This window comes from Alteromonas sp. W364 (genome assembly GCF_031846205.1).
Lineage (GTDB): Bacteria > Pseudomonadota > Gammaproteobacteria > Enterobacterales > Alteromonadaceae > Glaciecola > Glaciecola blandensis.
In genome coordinates this window covers 148,713-175,655 of the sequence record NZ_JAVRID010000006.1, presented here as the reverse complement: position 1 = coordinate 175,655, position 26,943 = coordinate 148,713, and the positions used below count along the sequence as shown (strand labels likewise).

The window sequence follows — 26,943 nt, the reverse complement described above, 5'->3', positions numbered from 1 at the left end:
ATCTTCGCGATAAAAGGGTAAGTAATGGAAACAATTACCAGTAATAGACAAGTCGAATTGGATGGCTTAACAGAGGTAGAGAGCATGGATATGAAGGCTCTCTCTCCTAAGTATCGGCGCCTTAATATCCAAATTTCCTTTGCTTTTTGGGGAGGTTTTGCTGCCATTATCGCTCTGGTATTGCTCCAGCCTTTTTTTGATTTACCTACTTTCTTCAATGAACATGCGTGGATAGCAATCAGTGTGTTACTTCTTCTCATGATTTGGTCTGTGATTTATCATTATTTCGCCGATCCGAAAAAGAAATACGCGATCCGTGAGCACGATATCCACTTTCAAACCGGTTGGATTTTTCAAAAGCGAACAAGCCAACCCATTATGCGCATTCAACATATCGAAATTGAGCGTGGACCAATTGAACGAAAAGCGGGCTTGGCAACCTTACAAGTTTTCAGTGCCGGTGGGGCCAATCACACTTTCGAAATCCCTGGTTTGGTGCATGAAAAAGCCATAGAACTTCGGCAATTCATCTTAGATCACAAGGATGTTCGAGAGGATGGATAAGTCGCTTGAAGAGCTAGAACACTCGAATGATGCACAGAACAACGTGATCAATAAGAAGGCCGAAGCACAGGTTGTCAGTGACTACACAGATTGGCAACGATTATCGCCCATCAGTATATTGTACTTCATGGTGAAGTCGTTCTATGCGATGGCCAATACTCTATTCTATTTGCTACCAGCAGTGGCGTTTAACTTATCCAAAATAAAGGAAAACCCTTTAATTTTAGCGTTTGCTGCAGGTGGTTTTTTATTGCTCTTTTCCGTCATCGGTTTTTTGAATTACTTTTTCTATCGGTTTCGGCTAGAAGCCGGTCGAGTTGAAATTAAACAAGGTATTTTCAAGAAGTCCCACATTGACTTACCTTTTGAACGCATTCAAAACGTGAAACTTGAGCAGCCACTTTATTATCGCTTTAACAATTACGCTTGTGTTGAGTTAGATACCGCAGGTAGTGCAAAGCAGGAAGCTAAAATTGTTGCTTTGAAAATGCAGCAAGCAGAAGCGCTGCGGCAAATCGTCGTTGAAAATACTAAGCAGCACGCGGCTATTAATCAAGAGCTTGGGGAAAGTGACTCTGAGGCAGCCGACGCTAGTCAAGAAGTTGTGCTTAATCGACGCAGTATGAAAGACCTCGTTATTCATGGCATTTCAAATAACCGAGTTTGGATTTTCCTAGGGGCCTTAGCTCCATTTTATAATTCACTTGCTGATATTCTTCAGGAAGTGTTTGCAGCCGTTGGTTTTGATGCGGAAGCATACTTCAGCTTGGAAACACAAGCATGGTGGGAGTTTGGCTTACATGTACTGTCAGTAGCCATGTTATTGATGCTGATAGTCGTTATCTTGTCTGTGATTGGCTCTATTTTAATGTTCTACAAGTACACACTAAGCAAAATAGATAATCGTTATATTCGTCGCTCAGGTCTGTTGACCAAGCAAGAAGTGAGTATGAAGTTACGTCGCCTTCAGATAATGTATCAAGCACAAGACTGGCTTGATGTGCTGCTAAAGCGAGTAAATCTGCACTTTGAGCAAAACAAGACAGGCTCTGCGAATGCCAATAAACCGGGCCAACAAATGTCGAATACCTTGTTGGTGCCGTCCGTGACATTAGAAGAATCAAAAGCGTTAATGTTAGACGCGATGCCAAGCCAGCGTTTGAGCGAGCAAGTTTTTGCGCCGATTTCAAAGCGTCTCATCTTGAAAAACACCATGCTGTTTGCTATTCCGCTTGGCGCTATTACCTTTGGCTTGATAGATAAAAATGGCTTGGCCGGAATGGCAATGAGTGTGGGTTTGTTAGCGATGTTTTTTGCAATAGTGAGTCTACGCTGGTGGCGCTGGGGATATAGCTTTGACGATGAATTCATCTATATTCGCAAAGGATTTTTGGGAGTAAATTATTACTGCTTCCCGATCCACAAAATCCAACAAGCTCAATTCAAGCAAAACGCTTTTATCAAACCATACAAACTGGCGAGCTTGCGTATGATCTTGGCATCGGGTCCACAAACCATCCCGTACCTACCTGAAGACGTGGTTAGGCAACAGATTAATCGGGCCTTAGATAAGCTTGTGAGTGATAAGCGGTCTTGGATGTAAGTGCGCAGTGGCTACAATATAAGCAGGATGGAGATGGTGGCCCCTCCCAGACTTGAACTGGGGACCTACCGATTATGAGTCGGGTGCTCTAACCAACTGAGCTAAAGGGCCATCCGGAAAAACGGCGTGCAGTATAAATTTTTTTTGCGGGTATGTCATCAAAGCGGTAAATATTTTTTTAAAAAAGCCGATAATTGGCATATAAGCCAGTAAAATGCACTAAGCTTAGTACTAAACGTGCAAATATGTCATACCTTTGGTATATTTCGCGTGTAAACATTATTTTCACTTGTCAGGAGCGGTAAATGGCTGATGCACCATACTTAATCAGCGGTCGAAATACCATTATTCACAAATTACGTAAGTTAGATTTGTTAATCATCAATGGTCGCCGTGATCCAGTATTGCTTGTCATGCATAACGAAATCGAAGTTTATGAGGGCAAGATCCCGCAAAATAAACTCGACGCAAAACGCATGGATATGGCAAAGGTAGATATTGCCTCCGGTGACAATTTCGGTGATTATCGTCCCATGTTGTTTATTCAAACATTAAACAACAAAGAGTATAAAATCGACTACAGTAAAGCGGGCACCGATTTCTTTATTACAGTACACCAAGACAGTACTTTTTAAGTTCTCACTCCCATGACGACGACGATGCTTCGTGGGGCTTTTGGATTCTTAGTTCTTACGTTCATTTATCTCTTCGCAGTTTTTCTTTTTCACGCTTTATCATTGCCAGTGCCGCCTGCACTTATTGGCATTCTCATTTTGTTCCTTTTGTTATTAGTATTAAAAAAAGTGCCTCTATCGGTTACCACTGCTGCGCGGCCCTTGCTCGCACACATGGGCTTATTTCTGCTTCCTCCCATGATCTCAGTGCTATTATTCTTGGATGTTTTTAATCAACACGCCGTAGTATTGTTATTAGCAATCGTTGGTAGCACCGTGCTTAGCTTGGTCTGCGCATTTTTTCTTAGCCAGAAAATACTCAAACGTGTTGAGTTGAAATTAAAGCAGGTACCTGATCCCGATGAATAGCGGCTTAGACAACATCAATCAATTGTTTATCGCACTATGGGCAGAACCGTTGTTGCAAACACTCGGTGTACTTTGTATTACATTATTAGTGTATATTCTGGCCAGGAGGCTTTATGCATTTAGTAAGCAAAATGCCTTACTGAATCCGTTGGTCACGTGCACAGTAATTATTTGTAGCGCTTTATATCTGCTAGACTTTGATGTAACACAATTCACTTCATCTCTGAGCTTGTTGGATTTGTTGTTAGGCCCTGCAACCGTGGCCTTAGCTGTTCCGCTATATAATCAAATCCCTGTGATCCAGCGCTTAGGTGTCAGAGTGTTGGCGCCAATAATTATTGCGGGTACCATTGCTCCTATACTAGGTTGGGGCACAATGTATCTTCTTGATACAAGCGAAACACTCCAAATGACGATGCTCGTTAAATCGATAACGACACCTCTGGCGATGGAAACAACTGCGTTAATTGGCGGTTTACCCGAGTTAGCAGCTGTGTTTGTTATTTTAACCGGTATTGTCGGAGCAACGTTCGCACCTTGGCTAATCATGCTCACAAATACGCGCTCTGAATATGCAATGGGTCTTGCGCTGGGCTCAGTCGCGCATGTTGTCGGAACCACCAAGGCGTTAAGCATTAGCGAAACCTGTGGTGCTTTTGCAACCTTAGGCTTGTGTATAAATGGTATTGCGACAGCCATTGTTTTGCCTTTACTATTTGCTTAATAGCGCTCAAGAAAGCGGCGATGTTGCCGTTATCAGTCAATAGACTTATGTTTAACTAGCTCCGATGCTTGTAAGAAAATAAAGTACCGCTTTAAACTTCTTTTTTTGGTTGACCGATGATTTCAGTATTAATATGTGACGACTCACTAGTAGCTCGAAAACAAGTAGCGAAATGTCTTCCCCAAGACTGGGAAGTAAACGTGCATTTTGCAAAACACGGCGAAGAAGCCATTGAGGCACTGTGCGAAGGCAAAGGCCAAGTGCTTCTGCTCGACCTCAATATGCCAGTGATGGACGGTTACGAAACACTAAAAGCCATGCAGGCTCAGCAACTACTGACAAAAACGATTGTGGTATCAGGCGATATTCAGCCTGAAGCGAGAGCGAGAGTACTCGCTTTAGGCGCGGTCGACTTTATCCAAAAGCCTGTTAACTCTGAAGAACTGACTGCTGTGCTTCGAAAACACAACGTTCTGGCTCTTGCTGAAGATATGCCCCATGAGCCAGAAGGCTTAGATGAGCATTTGCGCGACTGCTATCAAGAGGTTACCAATGTTGCAATGGGGCAAGCCGGAGATCATTTAGCGCGCATCATGAATGTCTTCGTGAAATTACCTATTCCAAACGTCAATTTAATCGAGGTGTCAGAGTTGCATATGATGCTTTCTGATATCGAGCAACATGAGCAAACATCTGGCGTATGTCAAGGCTTCTTAGGCGACGGTATTAGTGGTGAAGCACTGTGTGTTTTGAGTGATTCTAGCTTTGGTGATGTCGCGAAAATCATGAACATACACGAAAACGTTGATGATGAAATGCAACTTGAAATCTTGATGGATGTGGCGAGTATCTTGATAGGGACCTGTCTATCTGGTCTAGCAAAGCAGTTAGACATGCAGTTTAGACAAGGCCATCCAATGGTATTAGGCCAGCATCAAAGCGTAGAAGAACTTATCAAAGCCAATAAAAGTCACTGGCGAAAAACCTTAGCTATTGAACTCAGTTATGGCCTGGAAGGCTATAACGTACAGTGCGACCTCTTACTATTATTCACTGAAGATTCATTGGATATGCTGAATTCAAAACTTGCTCACCTTTTGGAGGACTAAAAATGTCAGACAACGCATTAGACGAAATTTTAGAATTCCACTGGATGATGGATATGTTACAAACAGTGGATGTTGGGATTGTCGTTTTAAACAGGAAGTTCGAAGTAAAAGTGTGGAACGGTTTTATGGAGGCTCACAGCGGCCTGTTGCCTAGCGACACTAGAGACAAAAGTTTGTTTTCACTATTTCCAGATATTTCTGAAGCATGGTTTGAACGTAAAGCGAAAGCGGTATTTGAGTTGCGAACTCGTGCGTTTGTTACTTGGGAACAAAGACCTTATTTATTTAAGTTTAGAAATTTTAGGCCAATCACTGGCAGTGAGCCTTTTATGTACCAGAATATTGCTCTCTCGGCCCTAGTATCAGCAACGGGGAGTGTCGATCATATTTGTATGATGGTGTATGACATGACCGATGCGGCTTCAGCCAAGAAACAGCTATTAGCCTTACAAGTAAAACAAAGCGAACAAGAAAGCACAACGCATAAGAACAAATAGACGAATTCGCTATTCCTATCTACTTTGGTGTAATAATTGCTAAATGAAGACCATAACAGTTAATTAACTACGCCAGCGTTATTTTATTGGCAGGATTTTATGGTCAGTTCGTAAAAATGAATCGTCTTTCTCACATTCGTCTATTAATACTCGTCGCGTTCCTCCTTCTTGCGGTTTCAGCATGCGGTGGAGGTGATGCTGATAGACCCGAACCCACCGCGGTTCTAGTTAACGCCGGGCCGGATATTGTTGCCAATGAACAGAGCACTGTGAGCCTTCTTGGCGACGCTAGAGAGTCGGGAAATGCTGCAGCAACGCTTACTTATACTTGGTCGGCTACTCCAAGTTTGACGATAACTCAAGAGGATATCGCTTCCTCAGTTGCTACTCTAACGACTCCCGTAACAATCGAAGTCAGTGAGTATATACTTACTCTAACTGTCAGCAATGAGAATGGTGTGCAGGGAAGTGACTCGATTACTTTAAGCGTTAATCCGGTAAATATTTCCCCGATTGCTAACATCGTTGTTTCGCAAAACGATATCTATGAAGTGGACACTTTTCCCATTAATAGTGATGTAGTTTTTGACGCGTCGCAGAGTTCTGATGCCGATCCTCAAACAGATGACGCAGAAATTACTGAATATTTGTGGCAACAAACTGCCGGCCCCGACCTGCTCACTGGCAAAATTGTGACAGCTTCTAGCTTAACTGTACGAACACCCATTTTGGCATCTAATGAGACAGCGACCATCGTTTTGACCGTGACAGATCAGGAGGGTGCTATTGGCCAGCAAGAAAAAAGCATCCTCTTACTCAGCGAATCGCAAACCATTCCAGAACTCACTATTGTAGGTCAACAAACTCATACGTCTGGCGACTACATAGCGTTATCGGGAAGCGCAACAAGCGCTGCAAGAGGGGCTGCTCCATACTCAGTGATTTGGAGTAGTGATTCATCGCTTGCTCCCTTGATTGCTGATTTTAACAGCTTTAACACCTACAGTGTGGCTCCTTTAGTCAGCCAGGAAACAGAGATTATTTATCAGTTCCAAGTAACTGATAGTTATGGCAATCAGCAAGTCGAAACGCAAACAATGCGTGTGAAGCCACCTGTTCAATCGAAATTAAATGATACAGGTGTCACGGTCAATGCAACAAATATTGAGCTGAGCGACGCATATCAAGGCGAATTTGCTGGCCAAGATGCGCATCTAGGGCGCGATAGAATGGAACAAAGTGGTGTGTTGGACAAAGCCGGGCGCGGCGAAGTTGGTTTTGACTTTACTCGCCTGAACCAAAATGGCGATGAAATTGACCAAGAAACCACGAATTGGCGATGTGTACGCGACAATACTACCGGCCTGATATGGGAAAACAAAAATAGTGATCCTACGGACCTTCATTATCAAGACAATCTGTTTACTTGGTTTATTGAAGCTGATAATGGCGGTTTTGCGGGTTTCCAAAATTTGAATTCGTTGTCTTGCAACCTCACTTTAGGTACCTGCAATACACAAGCATATATAGACCAAGTAAATGCCCAAGGCTTGTGTGGTTTTTTCGACTGGCGTTTGCCATCTCATACAGAGCTTCTATCTCTCGTTCACTTTGGCCAGTCACAAGGTCCTTTGGTTGATAGTGAATATTTTCCTGACATGGGTTCAATCAGTCTTGACCCACTTTGGTATTGGACATTACTACCGAATGTTGATGGTGTGAGTGAAATAGGTTCACAAAGTGCATGGGCAATTGATTTTAACTCTGGCGTAGATAATTTCATTCTAAAATCGAGTGAAGTTCGAATTAAGTTAGTGAGGGCAGGGCGATGAGTTTAAGTACACGGGTGTCTAAAATAGCCAGTTTAGTTTCGTTGATGGTGTTGAGCTCATTCACGCAAGCACAGGAAGAACAATTTTGTTTGTCTACAGCTCCTATGAGTGCATCGACGGAACAGTTTAGAGCCTTTGAAAGCGGGCAAGTATTGCATCTTAGTACGAATTTAATGTGGATGCGTTGTGCTCTCGGTCAAACTTGGGACGGCGAGACCTGCTTAGGAGAAGCCAATCCGTATACGTGGAAAGAAGCTTTGGATAATAGTGTGAGTTATGAATTTAATGGCTCAAGCAATTGGCGTTTGCCAAACATCAAAGAGCTCAGCTCAATTACTGAACGCTCGTGCACACGGCCTTCGATAAACGAAGAGCTATTTCCAAACACTCGACCTGATGATTTTTGGACCTCAACGCCCTCAATGACCGATCCGGAAAGGGCATGGGTTGTGGCGTTTTTCAACAGTAGTAATTCAATCAAAGAAAAAAATCGCGCAGTGTTTGTTCGCTTAGTTCGAACGCCAACAGCGCTAGAAATAGAAACTGAATAATCAGCGCTATACAAACAGGTCAAGCAAACTATTCAAGTAACGTTTGCCTAAGGCTGTTAATTGCCAACTAGTTGGTGTTTCTTGTATGAGTCCTAAAGACAGCGCTTTGTTGAGTTTTGCACGCTCGTACTGTGTCAATGAGCGCCCAGTTGTGCGTTGAAATTCTGTTTTTGGACACATCTCAAAAATTCTAAAACGATTCATAAAAAATTCAAACGCTAAGTCGTCGTCATCAACTGGATTTTTTTGATCCAGATAAGAGCGGGTCAAGTCCATATAACCTTTCGGATGCTTTACCTTGACTGTGCGATGTAATTCGCAAGTTTGCTTATCTAAACTGTTTATATTCGGATGAGCTTTGGTGATTTTGCCATGAGCTCCGCAACCGATACCGAGATAATCGCCGAATCGCCAGTAGTTAAGGTTGTGTTGGCATTGATGACCGGGTTTGGCATAAGCACTAATTTCATATTGTTCATAGCCCGCAGCGCTTAGCAGGGCATGGCCTTGTTCTTGGATTTCCCAAAGAACATCGTCATCTGGAAGCGTTGGTGGTTTGGAGTGAAACGCTGTATTTGGTTCAATGGTTAGTTGGTACCAAGACAAATGAGGAGGGTTGAGCGCTATCGCTGTTTTTAGGTCTTGCATTGCATCTTCAACAGATTGCCCCGGCAAACCATGCATAAGGTCTAAGTTAAAGCTTTTAAGCTTAAGAATAGAAGCAAGCTTTATTGCGTCAATTGCTTGTTGAGCGTCGTGGATCCTACCTAAAGATTGCAAATGTTCAGTGTGAAAGCTTTGCACGCCAACCGAAATACGAGTAATCCCCGCTTTTTGAAACCCAACAAATTTATCGCTTTCCACAGTTCCTGGGTTGGCTTCCATGGTGATTTCTGCATTACTTGCCAAGGGAATGCGATCTTTTATTCCTTCTAGTAAACGCGCCATTGCACTGATTGACAGCAAGCTAGGCGTGCCGCCACCAATGAAGATGCTAGTCACTTCGCGTAGTGAACCATCGGGATTCGTAACAAATGGGAGGTCCGCTACTAAATCGTCTAGTAGATGGCTGACGTATTCGGTCTCTGGCAAACCACCTTTTAAGTTGTGCGAATTAAAATCGCAATAGGGGCACTTTTGGACGCACCATGGAATATGTACATACATGCCCAGTGGTGCTTCAGGTGTTGGAGTTACACTCATGACTGTGCGAGTAACTCTCGCATTTCTTTCATTAGTGAAGCGAGGGCTTTACCACGATGACTTTGTGCGTTTTTCGTTGTTTTGTTGAGTTGAGCGGCACTGCATTGTTGCTCGGGTAACCAGAAGACAGGATCATATCCGAAGCCACCGTCACCGTGGCGTTCTGTGCTAATTTCACCCAGCCATTCGCCCTGACAAATAATCGGAGTTGGATCTAGGTGATGACGCATGAAAACCAATACACACAGAAAACGAGCGTCTCGGTTTTGCTGTGGTTCACTCTTTAATGCATCAAGCAGTTTATCAATATTGCTCGCATCCGTTGCGTCTGGACCTGCATAGCGTGAGGAATAGATGCCAGGTGCACCGCCTAGCGCGTTAACCGCCAAGCCACTATCATCTGCAATCGCTGGCAAGCCAGTCACCTCAGCCGCATGGCGCGCTTTAATAATTGCATTTTCAACAAAGGTTGTGCCGGTTTCAGGAACGTCTTCTACATTAAAATGTGATTGCGGTTTCACTGAAATCGAGAAACCTTCGAACAAGCTTGCAAACTCAGCGACTTTGCCTTTATTACCGGTGGCTAAGACGATTTGATCTATCTTCATTTTTTCTTGGCTCGCGTTTTCACTTTAGCTTTGGTTTTCACTTTTTTGTTGGTTTTCACCTTTTTCTTTTTGGTGATCGTAGGCGCTTTATTCTTAGGCCGTAAGCCTTCTAAAAATCTTGCTTTAAAAACTTCTTTTGTATAGCGTTCCACTTTTCCAACCATTTCAAAGTCATGTGCTTCTACGATTGAAATGGCAGTACCTTTAGCGCCGGCACGACCCGTACGACCTATTCTATGAACATACACATCGGCTGTACGCGGCATGTCATAATTGATCACGTGACTGATATTCTGCACATCGATACCTCTGGCGGCTACGTCGGTGGCAATCAGGATATTAGTATCTCCCGACTTGAAACTTTCCATTGCCGCGTTACGCTTGTCTTGCGGCATTTCGCCCTGCAGATAGCTAGCTTTTAAACCCTGACTGGCTAAGTAGTCCTTTAAGTTTTGCAAGCGCTCACGTGTTTTCACAAACACCACACAAGATTCGATAGTGTTGTTCAGGTGGTGCATTAGGATCGCATTTTTGTGAGTTGCGTCGTCTGCTAAGTGATACCACTGAATGATTTTGTTCTTTTCTTTGCGTGAAGGATTAGCTGAAATAGTCTCAGGTTCTTTCAGCAGTTCTTCTGCAAACTGTCTGACGCCCCTACCTTCTAATGTGGCGGAGAAGAGCATGCTTTGCTTTCGCCACCTTGCCTCGCCGGCAATTTGATGCACGATAGAAGAAAAGCCCATATCCAACATTCGGTCTGCTTCATCTAAAATCAGCGATTCGATATCTCTGCAGTCAAAGCTTTCTTGTTCAATATGTTCGAACAAGCGGCCCGGCGTAGCGACCAAAATATCACAATGTCCATCGAGGGTTTCACGATCCGTTCCGTAATTGATACCACCCGTGATGACACCACAAGTGAGGTGAGTGTACTTAGTAATTGCTTTGGCCTGCTCAAACACTTGATTTGCCAATTCGCGCGTAGGGACTAACACCAACACGCGAGACGAACCTGGCTCGCGACGAGGGTAATCAAGTAGAAACTGACAAGCTGGTAGTAAAAACGCCGCGGTTTTTCCTGTGCCTGTTGGTGCTTCTGCTAAAATATCTTTGCCATCCATTGCATGCGGAATAACCAGAGTTTGGATGCTTGTGGGGCTTTCGTAGCCCATATCGGCGACGGCTTTGCAGAGTTCGTCGTCTAAATCTAATTGGTCAAACATGAGTAACTTAAATATGGTGTTAATTGGGCGCATTCTACCTTAAATGCGTGCTTTGGAGTATGTTTGTTTATAAATTCCTCTCAAGTGCCATTATTTGTGAGTTTGAGGATGTAAATGGAGACACAATATGCGGCTAGTCGTTGACTTAAAAACCAAAGCTCGTTAGTTTATCTGCAGGATAATTATCAAAGCGCAGAAAACGTGTATTTAAGCTACTTCGGGTTATCGGACAACCCTTTTTCAATTGCTCCAAATCCCAAATATTTATTTATGAGCCCGAGGCATCGGGAGGCTCTCGCACACCTGACGTTCGGCTTGAAAGAGTCGGGTGGTTTTGTGATGCTGACTGGGGAAGTTGGTACCGGTAAAACGACGGTGTCTCGAAAGCTATTACAAGATCTATCTGATGATACGCAAACGGCGGTCATTCTTAACCCAACATTGTCCGCTTTGGAGCTGTTGGCCACAGTCTGCGACGAACTTGGTATCAGCTATACTGAACAAACGACAAGTTTGAAGACGTTCACTGATAAAATACTGCAAAAATTAGCTGATAATCATAACAAAGGCGTGAATACGGTTCTGATCATTGATGAAGCTCAGCATTTAATGCCGGAAGTATTAGAGCAATTACGTTTGTTGACTAATCTTGAAACGACTCGTGAAAAGCTCCTCAAAGTGGTACTTATAGGCCAACCAGAATTACAGCAACTCTTACGAAGAAATGAATTGCGTCAATTGGCACAGCGTGTCACCGCTCGTTATCACCTATTGCCACTAACAAAGGCTGAGGTCGCACTATATGTAGCTCACAGGTTGCAAGTGGCCAATGGCAACCCAAGTATTTTCACATCGACTTCCTTAAATACCCTGTTTGCTATTAGCGGTGGCATCCCTCGTGTAATCAACTTATTGTGCGATAGGGCTATGAGTCTGGCTTACACACTACAGAAACCCATTATTAATCATCAGTTAGTGATCGCGGCAAGTCATCAAGTATTGGGTGAAGATATTGTAGAACAAGGCCAGAAAGAAATGTGGAAGCGCATCTTCGTCACAGGTTTTGTCGCCTCTATTGTCTTAGGTGCTGTGGTGGGAGGTCTTTATGCATAAGGTGTATTCCATTTCAGAATTGCAGCCAGGAATGATGGTAAGCAAGGTTGTCACGCAAAATGGCCCAGTGAAAATTCGAAAAGTGGGTATGATCCGTTCCCCTGAAATGATTAAAGGGCTTAAAGAAATGGGGGTCTCTGAGCTTGAAGTCGACTTAGAGCAAAGTATCGGTATAGATAATCCTGACATTGCAGAAGACGAAAAGCCGACAATTACGCCGACGCAACAATTACTGCGAGATGAACGACAAACAGCTCAAGCCAATCCAGATTCAAGTCAGCATTATCATCGCTCATTGTTCATGCCATCGGTCGAAACATTGCCGAGCCCGTGGCGTTTATATGGTAAGAATGTTTCGATTCTCATGTTGCTAATTGTTGGTGGAATTTGTTTAGGCTGGAATATTGCGCATATCGGGCAATGGATCTCGCTTGCGCAAACGAAAGACTATGTTCGGGTGGATGTACCAAATATACCCTTTACACCTATTGCGGCTAAAGAACGAGAATCCAAGGGCAAGGCGCAATCCGACATTGAGCCAAGTGATGTTCAAACAGCTGCAAACAAAGCAAACATGCAAGATAATGCTGATGAGCTTGCTAGCGCAGCCATGGCTGAAGAGCCTCCGCCAATGATACTTGGCTATCGTCCGGAACAAGACTTAGACAGTAATGACTTACAAGACCTAGCCTCCAGTGATGCAGGTGAAATACTAGCCCAACCAAGTGCCGACAGACCTGTTGAAGTATCCTCTGATTTATTGAAGAGGGTAAACTCAGCTATTGTGGAAATAGACAAAGCGCCTGACGATAACGATGTGAGCAGTGAGTTGCCGGATTATTCCGATCTTCCTCGCATTGACCAATTATCCATTGCAATGCAAACAGAAATACCTTCGATGCAATTTAGTGCGCACTTTTATTCTTCACAAAGAGTAAACCGTTGGGTAAGAGTCAATGGTCGTAAGCTTGTTGAAGGCGACTTTATCGCAGAAGAATTGCAGATAATCAACATTGAACCACAAACAGTTATCTTGTCATTCAAGGATGAGGTGTTTACGATGAATGCAATGACTGATTGGTAAAACGAACGGTAGTTAAATCAGGAATTACGAAGCTTCTGGCATAAACGCTTTTTTAAAGAATTTACTTAGCTTCATACTGAATTCTTCGGGCCTCACTCCTGCAACGATGGCATCGTCCGCTCTACTCAAATCTAAGCGCACGATTTCTGTATGTAATTGCGTTTGTAAGCTATAGAATACCATTACTACAGGTTCAAGTGGATGCGCGACCTGTCGTTGACTAACAATGGCTAGCTTCTGACTTTCAAGTTGAACGAGTGAACCAACGGGGTGTAGGCCAATCGCATTGATAAATTCCATGACCAAGTCGCGGTCAAGTGTTTCATCTTTTTCAAGCTTCAGTAAGGCAATGGATGCATTATCAGAGCGCTTGTAACCTCGATTTGAGATCATTGCATCATAACTATCTACAATAGACGCCATTTGGGCATATAAACTGATATCGGAGGCTGTTTTCGCTTTCGGGTAACCACTGCCGTTGACACGCTCATGATGATTAGCAATTACGTCTAGGACGATCGGAGCGACGTCATCTAAACGCTCCACCAGTTCGATGCCAATATCTACATGACTGCGGATTACGGTCCAATCTGCTTCACTGAAGTCGTCTGTTTTGCCCAGTAATTCACGGGGCAGGGTTGCCATACCAATGTCCATCAATAAACCAGCCATGGTAAGGTCTTCAACTTCGGCCTGTGACAAACCTTTGTACTTTGCAAAAACAGCTAACAGAATTGAACAATTAATTGCATGTTCAACCAGATAGTCATCAGAATCTTTCAGCATAATTAAGCAGGATAGGGCGTCTACATTATCGAACACCGAATCAATAATATCTTGGGACAGATTATTGAGTTCCTGCACATTTGGCGCTGCCCCGCTGCGAAGTTTATTTACAAATTCTTGTTGAACGTTCTTTGCCTGGCCATATAGCTTGTCTGCTTTAGCCAAGGCAGCTTGATGAGCCTCTGCAGCGATGGCTTTTTCTGTTATATGTGCTTCGTTGTCATGTACTAGTGTGGGGTTGTCATTTGAGATATCAGCGGGCGCATTAATGTTTTCACTGTGCGCAGCATCCTCAATTACGTTAGATGAGGGCTGAATTTGAGGCGCAGGTTCTGGAACCTTTTCCTCTGACGCTATAGGGATTTCTATTTTTGACTTATCTATGTTTATTTCGAGCTCTAATATCCCTTTTTTGGTGAGGGCATCAACAATGGCCTGAGTCTTTATCAGGCCTCTGCTTTTTATCCGAACGTTACCTTTTTGCTTGACGACGTTTTCGACGTACATGCCAATGGTAAGTTCAGTAATGGGGATAGACTTAATCATAAAATACTAGTTAGCTCGACAATGGTGACAAATAGTAAAGTAATCCAAAAAATTAGTCCGTAGTATACACATCATATGACTGAACTATCGCAAAACATGCAGATAATTTAAGGTATTCACATTTATATATGAGTATAAATAATGTTTTATAACCAAGCGCTTCTTTTGTTTTCAAAAGCCTTTATCGAGGCGTCAAACTCCAAAGTTTGACCAATTGCATCTAAGCCTTTGATCATGTTTTGTTTATGGTGCTCAGCAATATCAAAGTGGAACTCCTCACTACCAGCCATAACTTTTTGTGCCGGCAAATCAATATGAAACTCAATAGTAGCGTCTTCGTGAACCAGGTTAAACAAGCTATCCATTTGTTCACTTGATAACGTTATCGGCAGCAATTGGTTATTTATGCAGTTTCCATAAAAAATATCTGCGAAGCTGGTCGCTATAATACATTTAAAGCCAAAGTCAGCGAGTGCCCAGGGAGCGTGTTCACGGCTTGAACCACAACCGAAATTTTCTCGTGAAAGAAGCACACTTGCACCTTGATACTCAGCTTTATTTAAGGCGAACTCAGGGTTGGGGTCTTGTTCGTGTAAATCTAAATAACGCCAATCATGAAACAAGTGTTTGCCATAGCCGGCACGAGTCACGCCAGTTAAAAACTGCTTTGGAATTATTTGGTCTGTGTCAATATTGGCTTGGTCAAGTGGAGCAGCAGTGCCGCTCAATGTTGTTAATCCTGTCATAGTATTTCTCCGAAGCCTCCCAAGTTATCCTTCAAATTGTCGCGCATCAGCGAAACAACCAGTGATTGCAGCAGTGACTGCCATTTCTGGACTGACCAAGTGCGTTCTTGCACCGCGACCTTGTCGCCCTTCAAAGTTGCGATTACTGGTCGATGCGCAACGATCGCCTGGCTGCAGAATGTCGTCGTTCATGCCCAAACACATGGAACAACCAGGTAGACGCCACTCGAAACCAGCATCAATGAATATTTTATCTAAGGCTTCCTCTTCCGCCTGTTTTTTAACTTCTACTGAACCAGGCACCACAATGGCAGTAATATCGCTTTTGACTTTGCCTTTAGCTGCGAGCTTTGCTGCTGCCCTTAAGTCTTCTATGCGGCTGTTAGTACAAGAGCCAATGAATACATGTGATACTGCCACTTGATCCCATGTTTGACCTGGTGCAAGCCCCATATATTTGAGTGCTTTAATAGCTGATTCTTTTTCAATCGGGTCGCTAAAATCATCCGGTGATGGAATGGCTTGATTGACACCAACAACTTGCCCTGGATTAGTTCCCCAAGTGATTTGTGGTTGAATGTCTTTTGCTTGTAAAGTGACTACCGTATCGAAAATAGCGCCGTCGTCAGAATACAAGGTATTCCAGTAATCAACAGCTGCGTCAAATAGCTCCCCCTTCGGTGCGAACTCTTTGCCTTTCAAATAAGCAATCGTTTTCTCATCTGGAGCAATCAAACCGGCTTTTGCGCCCGCTTCAATGCTCATGTTACAGATAGTCATTCTTTCTTCCATCGATAAGTCACTGATCGCTTGACCTGTATATTCGATGACATGTCCCGTTGCCCCTGCATGGCCAATTTCGCCAATAATCGCAAGAATAATATCTTTAGCTGTGACACCAAGAGGAAGTTTGCCAACGACATCCACTTTCATGCTCCTTGCTTTACTTTGCTTGAGAGTTTGTGTGGCAAGAACATGCTCAACTTGAGATGTACCAATACCAAAAGCTAAGGCGCCAAACGCACCATGAGTTGCAGTATGGCTGTCTCCGCAAACAACAGTCATCCCTGGTTGTATCAAACCGAGTTGCGGCCCAATGACATGCACTATCCCTTGATTCTTATGACCCACAGGATAGAGTTGTATATTGTGTTGTTCGCAATTGATAGCTAATGTTTGTAATTGAAGTTTGTTTTGTGGACCACACGCGTCTAGGGCGAGTGAGCGCGTAGAAATACTGTGATCCATAGTACCGAAAGTAAGGTCTGGACGACGCACTTTACGGTCTTTTTCGTTTAGGCCAGCAAAAGCCTGTGGCGAAGTCACTTCGTGAATTAGGTGTCGGTCGATATACAACAAAGTATCTTCACCAAGCTGTTCAACAACATGATCATTCACTATTTTGTCATAAAGGGTTTGAGCCATGATAATAAGTCCCCTCTTAAGAAATTTGTTGAATAAGGTAAGTGCCAACTTGCTCAGTTGTGCAAGCTTTATCGCGTTGCTCTTTTGGCATCAGTTCGCCAGTTAGCACACCGTCGCTGAGAGTTTTCATCACAGCTGCATCAATAGCATCGGCTGCAGCCTCTTCTCCTAAGCTATAGCGTAACATCATGGAAGCACTTAAAATTTGAGCAATAGGATTGGCTATACCTTTCCCTGCAATGTCTGGCGCTGAACCGCCTGCGGGTTCATACATGCCAAAACCGTCACCGTTGATACTGGCTGACGGAAGCAGTCCCATTGATCCAGTCAGCATAGCGCATTCGTCACTAATAATGTCACCAAATAGGTTAGAACAAAGCATCACATCGAATTGAGCGGGGTCGCACAGTAATTGCATGGTGGCATTGTCGATGTATATATGCTCTAAAGTGACCTCTGTATAGTCTTTAGCAACCTCCTCAACAACTTCGCGCCACAGTCGACTGCAAACCAAAACATTAGCTTTATCAACTGAAGTGACTTTTTTACCGCGCTTCATCGCGGCTTCAAAGGCACTAATAGCGATACGGCGAATTTCACGTTTTGAATAACGCATGGTATCAAAAGCATATTGCTCTTCGCCTTCACCCTCTAAGCCTTTGGGTTGTCCAAAGTAAATACCGGAGGTTAATTCTCTAACAACCAATACGTCAACGCCAGATTGTGCAATGTCTACGCGCAATGGCGACAAGTGAGCTAAACCCTCGTAGATTTTAGCGGGTCTTAAATTACTGAATAGGTCGAAATGGCTCCTAAGCGTTAACAGAGCTGCTCGTTCTGGACGCTTGTCGAGTGGTAATGAATCCCACTTAGGCCCCCCGATAGAGCCGAATAAGATAGCATCAGCTTGCTCACAACCTTTTAAGGTAGATTCCGGTAATGCCTCTCCATGATGATCAATAGCGTAACCGCCGACAGGGTAGACGGTGCGTTCTAATTGAATATCAAATTTACTACAGACTGCATCGAGCACTCTATTTGCTTGATCCATTACTTCTGGGCCAATACCGTCCCCGGGTAACACTGCAATTTGGTATTTGGCCATTCTAAACTCCTGATATTTGTTGTTTTTGTTCGTCAATTTGATCGGCAAGGTGGGTGTTGTTAAGCACAAAAATTAGGGCTCTAACTCCAGATTCAACAATATCAGTTGCAAGTCCAATACCATTAAAACGACGGCCATTATACTCCGCGACCACACTTACTTGGGCCAGGGCATCGGCACCTTCACCTTTCGAATCAAGTTTGAAATCGACGATGTTAATTATTCTATCTTTTACTACGCGCATAATAGCATTATAAGCAGCATCAACAGGACCGTTTCCTGTAGCAGATTCAGTAATACTTTGGTCGCCTACTGACAACTTCACTGTCGCGCTAGGAATAATGTTTCTTCCCGAGTTTGCTTGTAAATATTCCAATTGATAGTGAGCGTGGTCATGTTTCTGCTGGTCGAAAAATAGAAGAGCTTCAAGATCGTAGTCAAACACTTGCCCTTTTTTGTCTGCAAGGCGCAAAAATGCATCGTAAATAGCGTCTAAGTCATATTCATCTGCTTGATAACCGAGTTCGCCTAGACGATGCTTTATGACATGTCGACCTGAGCGAGAGGTCAGGTTTAAATTGTTCTTGTTTATACCAACGCTTTCAGGAGTCATTATTTCGTAAGTATTTTGTCCTTTCAACACACCATCTTGATGAATACCAGAGGAATGAGAAAAGGCATTAGCCCCAACAATCGCTTTATTAGATTGTACAGGCATGTTGCAAAGGTTGCTTACAAGCTTTGACGCCTTTGATATTTCCTGTGATTGTATGTTGGTTTCAAGGCCTAGCATCGCGTAGCGTGTTTGTAAGATCATAGCAATTTCTTCAAGGGAACAGTTGCCAGCGCGTTCACCGATACCATTGACGGTGCATTCTACTTGACGGGCGCCTTGCTCTACGGCAGCTAAAGAGTTAGCAACAGCAAGGCCAAGGTCATTGTGGCAATGTACTGATATGATAGCTTTGTCGATATTGGGTACACGGTTAAATAAGTTGTGGATAATGCCACCGAACTCACTAGGCGTGGTGTACCCGACCGTGTCTGGGATATTTACCGTGGTAGCACCTGCAGCAATGGCAGCTTCTACCATACGGCAAAGATAATCGATATGAGTTCGCCCAGCATCCTCACAGCTGAACTCGACATCATCAGTGTAGCTTCTAGCATGTTTTATTGCTTTTACAGCCATTTCAACAACTTCATCTTGTGACTTGCGTAGTTTGGTATCTACATGAATGTCGGAGGTAGCAATAAAGGTGTGAATACGAAACTGGTCAGCTATATTCAGTGCTTGGCCGCAAGCGTCGATATCTTTTTCAAGTGCTCGCGATAAGCCACAAACTGTTGCATTTTTTACTTCTTTAGCAATCATACGAACAGATTCGAAATCACCAGGAGAAGAGACAGGAAAGCCTGCCTCTATAATATCCACCCCAAGTTTTTCGAGCATCAGCGCAATCTGTAGTTTATCTCTTTTATTAAGGCTTGCTGGTAATGCTTGCTCACCATCGCGTAATGTTGTGTCAAAGATTTTGACTTGCTTGTTAACACTGCTCATTATTCTTGCCCTTTCATTTGGCGTTACTTGCCGATGTTTTCTTTAGAGATACAAAAAACCCGTGCTTTGCACGGGTTTTTTTAATTTCTTAAACTTATTTACCCGTGCACTATCTTCGCCAGTAGTGATAGCAGCAGAATAGAAATGAGTGAAAATGCATTTTTTGATGATAAAATTTTCATATCTGCGCCTTTTTGGTAGTTTTTATTTCGATATCGTCACTGTACTTCGCCAAAGCAACGGGGTCAACAGCTCAAAGCGAGAATTCTAAAGAAAACTTCGATTTAAATATAAGAAAAAGGTGTGTCTTATAACAGATCCTGCCATTCCTATAACTATGTCATTCCTAAAACTGCGTCAGTCCTTAAACTACGTCCACCTAAAACTACGTCCACCTAAAACTACGTCACTCCTAAAGCTACGTCACTCCTAAAGCTACGTCATTCCTGCGAAGGCAGGAATCTAGGTCCCCGCCTGCGCGGGGATGACCAGGTTCTGAGCCAATTATCGGCGAAGTTAAAAACTAGGTCCCCGCCTGCGCGGGGATGACCAGGGATTAATGCGGGGATGACCGGCGGTTAATGCGCTTTAAGGCTACCTTTCATTTCTTTACGACGCTGATGCAATAGCGGTTCGGTATAGCCTGAAGGTTGCTCTTTACCTAAAAATATCAAATCTTTTGCGGCTTGGAATCCAATAGACTTACCTAAATCTGGCATCATGGGAATGTATTCCGGGTCATTTTGGTTTTGCTCATCTACCAAAACCGCCATTCTTTCGAGTGACTCATTCACTTGCTCAGTAGTTACGATCCCATGGTGTAACCAATTCGCAATATGCTGACTGCTAATGCGTAAAGTGGCGCGATCTTCCATTAAGCCCACATTGTTAATGTCAGGAACTTTTGAGCAACCGATACCTTGATGGACCCAACGTACAACGTATCCCAAAATACCCTGTACATTGTTGTCGAGTTCACGTGTGACTTGTTGTGAACTTAATTGTGCATCTGTTGCCATTAAAGGAATATCGAGTATGGTATCAATGTACTCCAAATGCGTATTTTTCGTATCTGATTGAATACCTTTCTGAACTTCAAATACATTAATTTGATGATAGTGCAGTGCATGCAATGTTGCTGCGGTGGGCGAAGGTACCCATGCCGTATTTGCTCCGGCTTCAGGGTGGACAGTTTTTGCTTCCATCATATTTGCCATTTGATCTGGAATCGGCCACATGCCTTTACCAATCTGTGCTCTTCCTGATAGTCCAAAATTTAACCCTGTAGCTACGTTGGCTAACTCATATGCGGCAATCCATGGACGAGCTTTAAGCTCTGCTTTCGGCGCAAAACAACCTTTCAGCATGGATGTGTGAATTTCGTCGCCAGTGCGGTCTAAAAAACCAGTATTAATGAACACAACACGTTCGTTTGCGGCATGAATACAGGCAGCTAAATTCAAACTTGTTCGACGCTCTTCGTCCATGATCCCCATTTTAATCGTATTTTTCGGGAGGTTTAGCACTTGCTCTACGCGACCAAACAAAGTGTTAGTAAACGCCACTTCATCGGCACCGTGCATTTTCGGTTTTACAATATATATGCTGCCATGTTGTGAATTTTTGAATGGACTATTTCCTAGAATGTCATGCTTCGCGACTAAGCAGGTAATCATTGCGTCCATGATGCCTTCAGGGATTTCCTCACCATTGAACAAAATCGCATCGTTAGTCATTAAGTGCCCTACGTTTCTAACGAACATTAAGCTGCGACCAGACAATGTGACTTTTTCATTGTTGAGTGAGCGATAGGTGCGATTGTTATTCATCTTACGTGTGAATGTTTGCTCACCTTTATTAACATCAACGCTGAGGTTTCCTTGCATTAATCCCAGCCAATTCTGATATACCAAGGTTTTATCTTCAGCATCTACTGCCGCAACGCTATCCTCGCAATCCATTATGGTGGTTAACGCAGACTCTAATAGCACGTCTTTTAGGCCGCTAGGATCTGTTTTACCAATTGGATGCTGGTTATCAAATTGTAATTCAGCATGTAAACCATTGTGGCAAACTAAGATGCTGTCTGGGTTTAATTTACTGCCAGTGAACCCAATGAGTTGCTCGGGCTCAGCTAGTTGGCTCTGTTCGCCGCTGGCTAAGGTGACGCACAGGGCATCATCACTGAAAGAATACTGTGTAGAACCACTATGTGAGCCGACTTTTAGAGGCAAGATCGTGTCTAAATATTCACGTGCTTTTTGGATAACTTTTGATCCGCGCACGGGATTGTAAGTTTTCCCTGCTTCAGCACCGTCGTCGTTACTAATTACATCTGTACCATAGAGTGCATCGTATAAACTTCCCCAACGCGAATTCACAGCGTTCAGGGCATAACGCGCGTTGTTTATCGGTACAACCAGCTGTGGACCTGCCATTGTTGCAATTTCAGGGTCCACATTAACTGTTTTTATTGCCTCTGCTTTCGGCGCTGCTTTCAAATAACCGATTTCTGTTAGAAATGCTTTATATTCTGTGGGACTAGCATCGCTGTTGCTGGTATGAAACTTATCAATTTGTCGTTGAAGTTCCTCTCTTTCAGCGAGCAAAGCCTTATTCAATGGCATGAGATCGCCTAAAACAGACTCAAAGCCATTCCAGAATGCTTCGGACGATGTTTGTGAGTTTGGCAGTGCGCTACTTTCCACGAAGTCAAGCAGCACCCTGGCGATGGATAATTGCCCTTTTGTCACATAGTCATTGAGTTGCGTTGCTTCTTTAGTTGATAAAGTCATTGTGACAGCCTTCTTTAGTTGGGTGGCTGGAGATGATGTCGACGGCGTCGTTCTCCTTTCTTTTTACCAGTGTAAGGAAAGAAAAGAGTAACTTTTAGTTTATGTAATATATGTTTGCTATAAATATAATGAATGTTGCTTATGTTGGCTCAACTTCATTATTCATTCCATTGGCGACATCGGTGATAAGACGGCGTAACCAAATATGCCCAGCATCATGGTGCAGGAGTGCACTCCAGGCCATTTTTAATGCAATAGGTGGAATATCAAAAGGAGGCTCCACAACCGTAATAGTTGGGTCGTCTTTAAATATTTTTGCTGCTTTACTGGGGAGTGTTGCTATCAAATTTTGCGTCTTAGCTAACTGTAACGCAGCATGGTAGTGGCGAGTAAATACTCGAATATCTCGTTGTTTACCTATCTTAGTTAATTCAGCGTCAACCCAACCCAGTTTTTGAACCTCATTTGGGTCGATGCCCACGCCCACACCAAAACCGGTTTTACTGACCCAAATATGCTGGCCTTTCAAATAAGCGTTTAAATCAAAGTTGTGCTTCATTGGGTGGTCACTACCGATGACGCATGAAAATGAGTCATACCAAATAACTTTCTGGTGAAATGACAATGGCAACTCATCGAAGCGGTTAATAGCCATATCCACTTTACCTTGCTCTACATCGTGGAAAGTCACGTCGCTTGGCGTGATGAGATCAAGGGTAATATTTGGCGCCAAGGTTGCTAGACGACCAATTAGCTCTAGAAGTAAAGTCGATTCGGCATAATCACTGGTCATAATACGAAAGGTACGTACGCTAGTTTCTGGACTGAATTCAACTTCTGGTTGAATAGAAGACTCTAATTTACTGAGAACATCTCTGATCACTGGCTGTAATTCAAGCGCACGTTTGGTTGGGGTCATACCATCACTTGTTCGTACCAAAAGAGGATCTTTAAAAAGATCTCGTAGCCTTTTTAAGCCATTACTCATTGCTGGTTGGGTGATACTCAGTTGATTTGCCGCTTTCGTGACACTGCCTTCTCGTAACAACACATCCAAATATACTAATAGGTTTAAATCAACTTTTGCGATATTCAAAATACTCTTCCATTTCCGATATGAGATGTGATCAGCGCGCTTGCGCTCCACTGCATGAGAGTTTAACAAAACTCAGAGGAGGTAAACACAATTTACTTTGGCTAGTATATAACCATAGCGCGGAGAAAATTGATAATACCTTGGTAGGGTAAGAAGCTAATCACTTGATTTACATCATAGAATTAAGTCGAAATGAAAAAAACGCCCCGAAGGGCGCCTGAACAAGAGTTGGATCATCAAGATAATCTTGATTGTTGTTTTTGATATTAAGTTACAACATCAAACTGGTTCATTGTGTTGTCTTCACCAGAAGCTTTTAAAGCTTGTTCGCCGGAGAAGTATTCTTTGTGAGTGTCACCCAAGTCTGAACCTGCCATCGCTTGGTGTTTAACACAAGCTAAGCCTTGGCGCAGCTCCTGACGTTGCACGCCTTTAACATATGCCAACATTCCTTCTTCACCAAAGTAACCTTTGGCTAGATTGTCCGTAGACAATGCCGCTGTGTGGTAGGTTGGTAATGTAATCAAATGGTGGAAAATACCGGCTTCACGAGCTGCATCTGCTTGGAAGGTACGTACCTTCTCATCCGCTTCAAGTGCAAGTTCTGACTGGTCATAGCTTGCTGACATTAATGCTGAGCGGTCGTAATTACTTAAGTCTTTCCCTTCTTCAGCCCAAGTATCAAATACTTGCTGGCGGAAGTTCAAGGTCCAGTTGAATGAAGGGCTGTTGTTGTAGACTAATTTAGCGTTTGGCGCTTGCTCTCGAATGGCTCTAACCATGTCACCAATTTGACCAACATGAGGCTTCTCGGTCTCTATCCATAGCAAGTCAGCACCGTTTTGTAAGGAGGTTACACAGTCAAGCACTACACGATCGAAGCCAGTGTCGTCTTTAAATTTGTATAAACCGTTCGGTAAGCGTACTGGTTTCACCAACTCACCATTAAGTTTCATCACTGAATCGCCGTTACTTAAATCATCGATTGAATTAACAGGTGTTGTTTCAAGGAAGGCATTATACTGATCTGCTAGATCACCCTCAGACTGTGATACTGGAATTTTTTGTGTCAGGCCTGCACCCAATGAGTCTGTACGAGCTACAATGACTCCGTCATCTACGCCGAGCTCAAGGAAGGCGTAACGCACAGCATTAATTTTAGCTAGAAAATCTTCATGTGGCACAGTTACTTTTCCGTCCTGGTGGCCACATTGCTTAGCGTCAGAAACTTGGTTTTCAATTTGAATGCAGCATGCGCCAGCTTCAATCATTTTCTTAGCAAGTAAATAGGTTGCTTCTTCGTTACCGAAACCGGCGTCGATATCAGCAATGATAGGCACAACATGCGTTTCAAAGTTATCAATTTGAGATTGAATGTCCTTGGTATTGAGTCCTTTTTCGCGAGCATCATCCAACGCATCAAATAACTTACCAAGCTCTCGGGCATCAGCCTGTCTTAAGAACGTATAGAGTTCCTCAATCAAGGCGGGTACTGTTGTTTTTTCATGCATTGATTGGTCTGGAAGAGGACCGAATTCAGAACGAAGCGCAGCAACCATCCAGCCAGACAAATATAAATAGCTCTTGCTCGTTGTGCCTTGGTGCTTTTTCACAGCCAACATTTTTTGTTGACCGATGAAGCCGTGCCAGCAACCGAGTGATTGAGTGTACTTCGAGCTGTCAGCATCGTATTCCGCCATGTCAGCGCGCATAATGCCAGCAGTATATTTGGCTATGTCCAAACCCGTTTTGAATCGATTTTGTGCTTTCATGCGCGCCGCATATTCAGGGCTGATGGCATTCCAAGGTGTCCCTTGTGCATTTTTCAATTCAGTCATTGCTGCTAAGTCTTGTTGATACTGTGACATCTTGTATTCCTCTTGTTGTGCTACCTGCGTTGTTGCGAGTGAGCAGATATTTAATGTTAGTTTCGCTGCTTATTGCGAACGCTGTCATTCATTTCTAATTATTTGGCAAAAATGGTTGTTTGCATTTTTGCTAGCGACGCATTCATCCTATGCTGCAATTGTGAATAAAAAAACAGTATGAAAATGATTCTCGGTATTTATTTTGTGAATGTGGCTTGGCATTGAAATATCAAGCGCTTGATAATTTTCTCTAAGTTGTTGAATAAATGAGTTATTTGAAAAATAGACCCATCATTAAGCTTAGATGCTTAATCTTTGTATTTACTCTTGCATATAATGTGTATAATTTTGAGTAATACTCTGGGCATACCGGCCCGATGTGGCGCTTTTCTCTGCAAAGTGGTGAATGACGCTTCTTTTAATCAAGGTGCTATGTGAGCTAGCACTTCAGCTTTACAAGGTTTGAAGAGATATAATGACGAGTTTCAAGTTTCCCTTATTAACAATAGTGTTAAGTGCAGCACTTTTCTCTGCAGCATGCACTTCTACAAGCAGTGTGTCTGATGCTTCAAGTCAGGTTCAAACACCGAGAAATATTATTATGGTGGTTGCCGATGGCATGGGTCCCGCGTACACAACCGCATATCGTTTATATAAAGACAACCCTGATACTGCTGAAATAGAACCGACAGCTCTTGATGAGTTTCTTGTTGGAACTGCTCGAACATACCCCGCACAGATTTCAGGTTATGTGACTGATTCAGCTGCGAGTGCAACAGCACTGTCGACTGGGCAAAAAACCTACAACGGTGCAATTGCGGTTGACCTCGATAAAAAACCTTTAGAAACCGTCCTTCATCGTGCTAAAAAACTAGGAATGAAAACGGGCGTAGCAGTAACATCACAAATCGTTCATGCAACGCCAGCATCTTATATTGCGCACAATGAATCGAGACGAAACTATGATCAAATCGCCGATTCTTTTCTCGACGACCGCATCGGCAATGAATTAGTTACCGACGTGATGCTTGGCGGTGGCTGGCGTTACTTCATTCGTGATGACCGCAATTTAGTCGATGAATTCAAAGCCTTAGGCTATCAATATGCGGATTCCTATACCGATTTACTTGCTTTGCCAAAAGGCAAACCAACCTTAGGTCTGTTTGCTGATGTAGGCTTGCCAAAGGCCTTGGACGATACCAACAGACAGCGTTTGTCGGTAATGACAGAGGCTGCGATTGCGCACTTGGAAAATGTAAACGGTTATTTTTTACTAGTAGAAGCTAGCCAAGTTGACTGGGCGGGTCACGCTAATGATATCGCTTCTGCGATGGGTGAAATGCAGGACTTAGAACACACGATTATGCTTCTAAAACAGTATGTATTGGCTAATCCTGACACCTTAGTTGTGTTAACCGCTGACCACAGCACTGGCGGTTTAACTATTGGTGCCAAAGGTGAATATCGTTGGAGTCCAGAATTCATTCAAAACATGAAGTCATCTGTTGAAGCCATTGCGAGAGTCATATTAGACAAAGAAGACATGGCAATGTATGTATCTGAACAATTTGGTTTTGAGTTAAATGACGAGGAAAAGAATGCGGTTAGTGTAATAACCTCCGCCTTAGATCAACGAGCTCGTGAAGGCGTATTAAAAACAATCTTAGACAATCGTACTAATACCGGTTGGACAACGTCAGGCCATACTGGCGTTGATGTAGAGATTTATGCATTTGGCGCAGGCGCCGACGCTTTCGAAGGCAATTTAAACAATACAGATATTGCAGAGCGTATCTTTGAATTTCTCGGAAAAGCGCCTGAATAGGCGCTACTACTCGAATGAAATCTTGGCAACACAGCA

General features: G+C 43.3%; 23 protein-coding genes and 1 tRNA gene. 12 read left to right on the top strand and 12 right to left on the bottom strand.

What is annotated here, in order from left to right; all coding sequences use genetic code 11:
- Positions 1 to 24: 24 nt before the first annotated feature.
- Both RM556_RS11475 and RM556_RS11470 read left to right on the top strand, forming a co-directional pair.
- Complete coding sequence (locus tag RM556_RS11475) at positions 25 to 564, top strand: PH domain-containing protein (protein WP_311374636.1); 540 nt, start codon at positions 25 to 27, stop codon at positions 562 to 564.
- Positions 557 to 2,167, top strand: a complete 1,611-nt coding sequence (locus RM556_RS11470) for a PH domain-containing protein (protein ID WP_311374635.1) — start codon at positions 557 to 559, stop codon at positions 2,165 to 2,167. The genes RM556_RS11475 and RM556_RS11470 overlap by 8 nt, the downstream gene beginning before the upstream one ends.
- 34 nt (positions 2,168 to 2,201) lie before the next feature.
- On the opposite strand, the gene RM556_RS11465 is transcribed toward RM556_RS11470, so the two are convergent.
- Positions 2,202 to 2,278 (bottom strand) — tRNA-Ile (locus tag RM556_RS11465).
- A gap of 194 nt (positions 2,279 to 2,472) precedes the next feature.
- Between RM556_RS11465 and RM556_RS11460 the strand changes: the two genes are divergently transcribed.
- The 7 genes from RM556_RS11460 to RM556_RS11430 all read left to right on the top strand — a co-directional run bounded on the left by RM556_RS11460 (position 2,473) and on the right by RM556_RS11430 (position 7,923).
- Positions 2,473 to 2,802, top strand: a complete 330-nt coding sequence (locus RM556_RS11460; protein WP_311362815.1) for a hypothetical protein — start codon at positions 2,473 to 2,475, stop codon at positions 2,800 to 2,802.
- Positions 2,803 to 2,814: 12 nt separating this feature from the next.
- The gene (locus tag RM556_RS11455; RefSeq protein ID WP_311374634.1) at positions 2,815 to 3,210 is read left to right on the top strand and encodes a CidA/LrgA family protein; all 396 of its coding nucleotides are present in this window, start codon (positions 2,815 to 2,817) and stop codon (positions 3,208 to 3,210) included.
- Positions 3,203 to 3,934 (top strand): LrgB family protein, encoded by a 732-nt coding sequence (locus tag RM556_RS11450; protein WP_311362813.1) that lies wholly within the window; start codon positions 3,203 to 3,205, stop codon positions 3,932 to 3,934. Before RM556_RS11455 ends, RM556_RS11450 begins: the two co-directional genes overlap by 8 nt.
- 116 nt (positions 3,935 to 4,050) lie before the next feature.
- Positions 4,051 to 5,043 carry a response regulator gene (locus RM556_RS11445; RefSeq protein ID WP_311374633.1) on the top strand — a complete coding sequence of 331 codons (993 nt, stop codon included), beginning with the start codon at positions 4,051 to 4,053 and terminating at the stop codon, positions 5,041 to 5,043.
- A 2-nt stretch (positions 5,044 to 5,045) separates the two neighbouring features.
- Positions 5,046 to 5,540: a hypothetical protein gene (locus tag RM556_RS11440; protein WP_311362811.1), complete on the top strand. Its 495-nt coding sequence runs from the start codon at positions 5,046 to 5,048 to the stop codon at positions 5,538 to 5,540.
- Positions 5,541 to 5,626: 86 nt separating this feature from the next.
- Positions 5,627 to 7,372, top strand: a complete 1,746-nt coding sequence (locus RM556_RS11435; RefSeq protein ID WP_311374632.1) for a DUF1566 domain-containing protein — start codon at positions 5,627 to 5,629, stop codon at positions 7,370 to 7,372.
- The gene (locus tag RM556_RS11430; protein ID WP_311374631.1) at positions 7,369 to 7,923 is read left to right on the top strand and encodes a DUF1566 domain-containing protein; all 555 of its coding nucleotides are present in this window, start codon (positions 7,369 to 7,371) and stop codon (positions 7,921 to 7,923) included. Before RM556_RS11435 ends, RM556_RS11430 begins: the two co-directional genes overlap by 4 nt.
- Positions 7,924 to 7,929: 6 nt before the next feature.
- Here RM556_RS11430 and hemW read toward each other — a convergent pair whose 3' ends face one another.
- The 3 genes from hemW to srmB are packed head-to-tail and all read right to left on the bottom strand — an operon-like array spanning position 7,930 to position 10,957.
- Complete coding sequence (gene hemW, locus RM556_RS11425) at positions 7,930 to 9,126, bottom strand: radical SAM family heme chaperone HemW (protein ID WP_311374630.1); 1,197 nt, start codon at positions 9,124 to 9,126, stop codon at positions 7,930 to 7,932.
- The gene (rdgB, locus tag RM556_RS11420; protein ID WP_311374629.1) at positions 9,123 to 9,734 is read right to left on the bottom strand and encodes an RdgB/HAM1 family non-canonical purine NTP pyrophosphatase; all 612 of its coding nucleotides are present in this window, start codon (positions 9,732 to 9,734) and stop codon (positions 9,123 to 9,125) included. The genes hemW and rdgB overlap by 4 nt, the downstream gene beginning before the upstream one ends.
- The gene (gene srmB, locus RM556_RS11415; protein ID WP_311362927.1) at positions 9,731 to 10,957 is read right to left on the bottom strand and encodes an ATP-dependent RNA helicase SrmB; all 1,227 of its coding nucleotides are present in this window, start codon (positions 10,955 to 10,957) and stop codon (positions 9,731 to 9,733) included. The genes rdgB and srmB overlap by 4 nt, the downstream gene beginning before the upstream one ends.
- A 201-nt stretch (positions 10,958 to 11,158) precedes the next feature.
- On the opposite strand from srmB, the gene RM556_RS11410 reads away from it, so the two are divergent.
- Positions 11,159 to 12,070: an AAA family ATPase gene (locus RM556_RS11410; RefSeq protein ID WP_311362806.1), complete on the top strand. Its 912-nt coding sequence runs from the start codon at positions 11,159 to 11,161 to the stop codon at positions 12,068 to 12,070.
- On the top strand, positions 12,063 to 13,154 hold the full coding sequence (locus RM556_RS11405; RefSeq protein WP_311362805.1) for a general secretion pathway protein GspB: 1,092 nt from the start codon (positions 12,063 to 12,065) through the stop codon (positions 13,152 to 13,154). Before RM556_RS11410 ends, RM556_RS11405 begins: the two co-directional genes overlap by 8 nt.
- A 24-nt stretch (positions 13,155 to 13,178) precedes the next feature.
- On the opposite strand, the gene RM556_RS11400 is transcribed toward RM556_RS11405, so the two are convergent.
- The 8 genes from RM556_RS11400 to RM556_RS11365 all read right to left on the bottom strand — a co-directional run bounded on the left by RM556_RS11400 (position 13,179) and on the right by RM556_RS11365 (position 25,082).
- Positions 13,179 to 14,486 (bottom strand): HD domain-containing phosphohydrolase, encoded by a 1,308-nt coding sequence (locus tag RM556_RS11400; RefSeq protein ID WP_311362804.1) that lies wholly within the window; start codon positions 14,484 to 14,486, stop codon positions 13,179 to 13,181.
- A gap of 146 nt (positions 14,487 to 14,632) precedes the next feature.
- Positions 14,633 to 15,232: a 3-isopropylmalate dehydratase small subunit gene (gene leuD, locus RM556_RS11395; RefSeq protein WP_311362803.1), complete on the bottom strand. Its 600-nt coding sequence runs from the start codon at positions 15,230 to 15,232 to the stop codon at positions 14,633 to 14,635.
- Between the two features lie 24 nt (positions 15,233 to 15,256).
- Entirely contained in the window at positions 15,257 to 16,657 is a 1,401-nt protein-coding gene (gene leuC / locus RM556_RS11390) for a 3-isopropylmalate dehydratase large subunit (protein WP_311362802.1), read from the bottom strand.
- 16 nt (positions 16,658 to 16,673) lie between these two features.
- Positions 16,674 to 17,762 carry a 3-isopropylmalate dehydrogenase gene (leuB, locus tag RM556_RS11385; protein WP_311374628.1) on the bottom strand — a complete coding sequence of 363 codons (1,089 nt, stop codon included), beginning with the start codon at positions 17,760 to 17,762 and terminating at the stop codon, positions 16,674 to 16,676.
- Between the two features lies 1 nt (position 17,763).
- Positions 17,764 to 19,323, bottom strand: a complete 1,560-nt coding sequence (gene leuA, locus RM556_RS11380; RefSeq protein WP_311362800.1) for a 2-isopropylmalate synthase — start codon at positions 19,321 to 19,323, stop codon at positions 17,764 to 17,766.
- Positions 19,324 to 19,901: 578 nt separating this feature from the next.
- On the bottom strand, positions 19,902 to 22,118 hold the full coding sequence (locus RM556_RS11375) for a malate synthase G (protein WP_311374627.1): 2,217 nt from the start codon (positions 22,116 to 22,118) through the stop codon (positions 19,902 to 19,904).
- 139 nt (positions 22,119 to 22,257) lie between these two features.
- Positions 22,258 to 23,214 carry a LysR family transcriptional regulator gene (locus RM556_RS11370; RefSeq protein WP_311362798.1) on the bottom strand — a complete coding sequence of 319 codons (957 nt, stop codon included), beginning with the start codon at positions 23,212 to 23,214 and terminating at the stop codon, positions 22,258 to 22,260.
- Positions 23,215 to 23,480: 266 nt separating this feature from the next.
- A complete protein-coding gene (locus RM556_RS11365; protein ID WP_311362797.1) occupies positions 23,481 to 25,082 on the bottom strand; it encodes an isocitrate lyase in 1,602 nt (533 codons plus the stop codon).
- A 475-nt stretch (positions 25,083 to 25,557) separates the two neighbouring features.
- On the opposite strand from RM556_RS11365, the gene RM556_RS11360 reads away from it, so the two are divergent.
- Positions 25,558 to 26,907 (top strand): alkaline phosphatase, encoded by a 1,350-nt coding sequence (locus RM556_RS11360; protein ID WP_311374626.1) that lies wholly within the window; start codon positions 25,558 to 25,560, stop codon positions 26,905 to 26,907.
- The last annotated feature ends 36 nt before the right edge of the window (positions 26,908 to 26,943 follow it).

Bases quoted from the DNA above. Each gene is read 5' to 3' on its own strand.
- RM556_RS11470 (WP_311374635.1), top strand. From the start codon at position 557: ATGGATAAGTCGCTTGAAGAGCTAGAACACTCGAATGATGCACAGAAC.
- leuA (WP_311362800.1), bottom strand. From the start codon at position 19,323: ATGAGCAGTGTTAACAAGCAAGTCAAAATCTTTGACACAACATTACGC.
- RM556_RS11365 (WP_311362797.1), bottom strand. From the start codon at position 25,082: ATGTCACAGTATCAACAAGACTTAGCAGCAATGACTGAATTGAAAAAT.
- leuC (WP_311362802.1), bottom strand. From the start codon at position 16,657: ATGGCTCAAACCCTTTATGACAAAATAGTGAATGATCATGTTGTTGAA.
- RM556_RS11375 (WP_311374627.1), bottom strand. From the start codon at position 22,118: ATGACTTTATCAACTAAAGAAGCAACGCAACTCAATGACTATGTGACA.
- RM556_RS11455 (WP_311374634.1), top strand. From the start codon at position 2,815: ATGACGACGACGATGCTTCGTGGGGCTTTTGGATTCTTAGTTCTTACG.
- RM556_RS11440 (WP_311362811.1), top strand. From the start codon at position 5,046: ATGTCAGACAACGCATTAGACGAAATTTTAGAATTCCACTGGATGATG.
- RM556_RS11475 (WP_311374636.1), top strand. From the start codon at position 25: ATGGAAACAATTACCAGTAATAGACAAGTCGAATTGGATGGCTTAACA.
- RM556_RS11460 (WP_311362815.1), top strand. From the start codon at position 2,473: ATGGCTGATGCACCATACTTAATCAGCGGTCGAAATACCATTATTCAC.
- RM556_RS11360 (WP_311374626.1), top strand. From the start codon at position 25,558: ATGACGAGTTTCAAGTTTCCCTTATTAACAATAGTGTTAAGTGCAGCA.
- RM556_RS11430 (WP_311374631.1), top strand. From the start codon at position 7,369: ATGAGTTTAAGTACACGGGTGTCTAAAATAGCCAGTTTAGTTTCGTTG.
- RM556_RS11405 (WP_311362805.1), top strand. From the start codon at position 12,063: ATGCATAAGGTGTATTCCATTTCAGAATTGCAGCCAGGAATGATGGTA.
- hemW (WP_311374630.1), bottom strand. From the start codon at position 9,126: ATGAGTGTAACTCCAACACCTGAAGCACCACTGGGCATGTATGTACAT.
- srmB (WP_311362927.1), bottom strand. From the start codon at position 10,957: ATGTTTGACCAATTAGATTTAGACGACGAACTCTGCAAAGCCGTCGCC.
- RM556_RS11450 (WP_311362813.1), top strand. From the start codon at position 3,203: ATGAATAGCGGCTTAGACAACATCAATCAATTGTTTATCGCACTATGG.
- leuB (WP_311374628.1), bottom strand. From the start codon at position 17,762: ATGGCCAAATACCAAATTGCAGTGTTACCCGGGGACGGTATTGGCCCA.
- RM556_RS11400 (WP_311362804.1), bottom strand. From the start codon at position 14,486: ATGATTAAGTCTATCCCCATTACTGAACTTACCATTGGCATGTACGTC.
- rdgB (WP_311374629.1), bottom strand. From the start codon at position 9,734: ATGAAGATAGATCAAATCGTCTTAGCCACCGGTAATAAAGGCAAAGTC.
- leuD (WP_311362803.1), bottom strand. From the start codon at position 15,232: ATGACAGGATTAACAACATTGAGCGGCACTGCTGCTCCACTTGACCAA.
- RM556_RS11445 (WP_311374633.1), top strand. From the start codon at position 4,051: ATGATTTCAGTATTAATATGTGACGACTCACTAGTAGCTCGAAAACAA.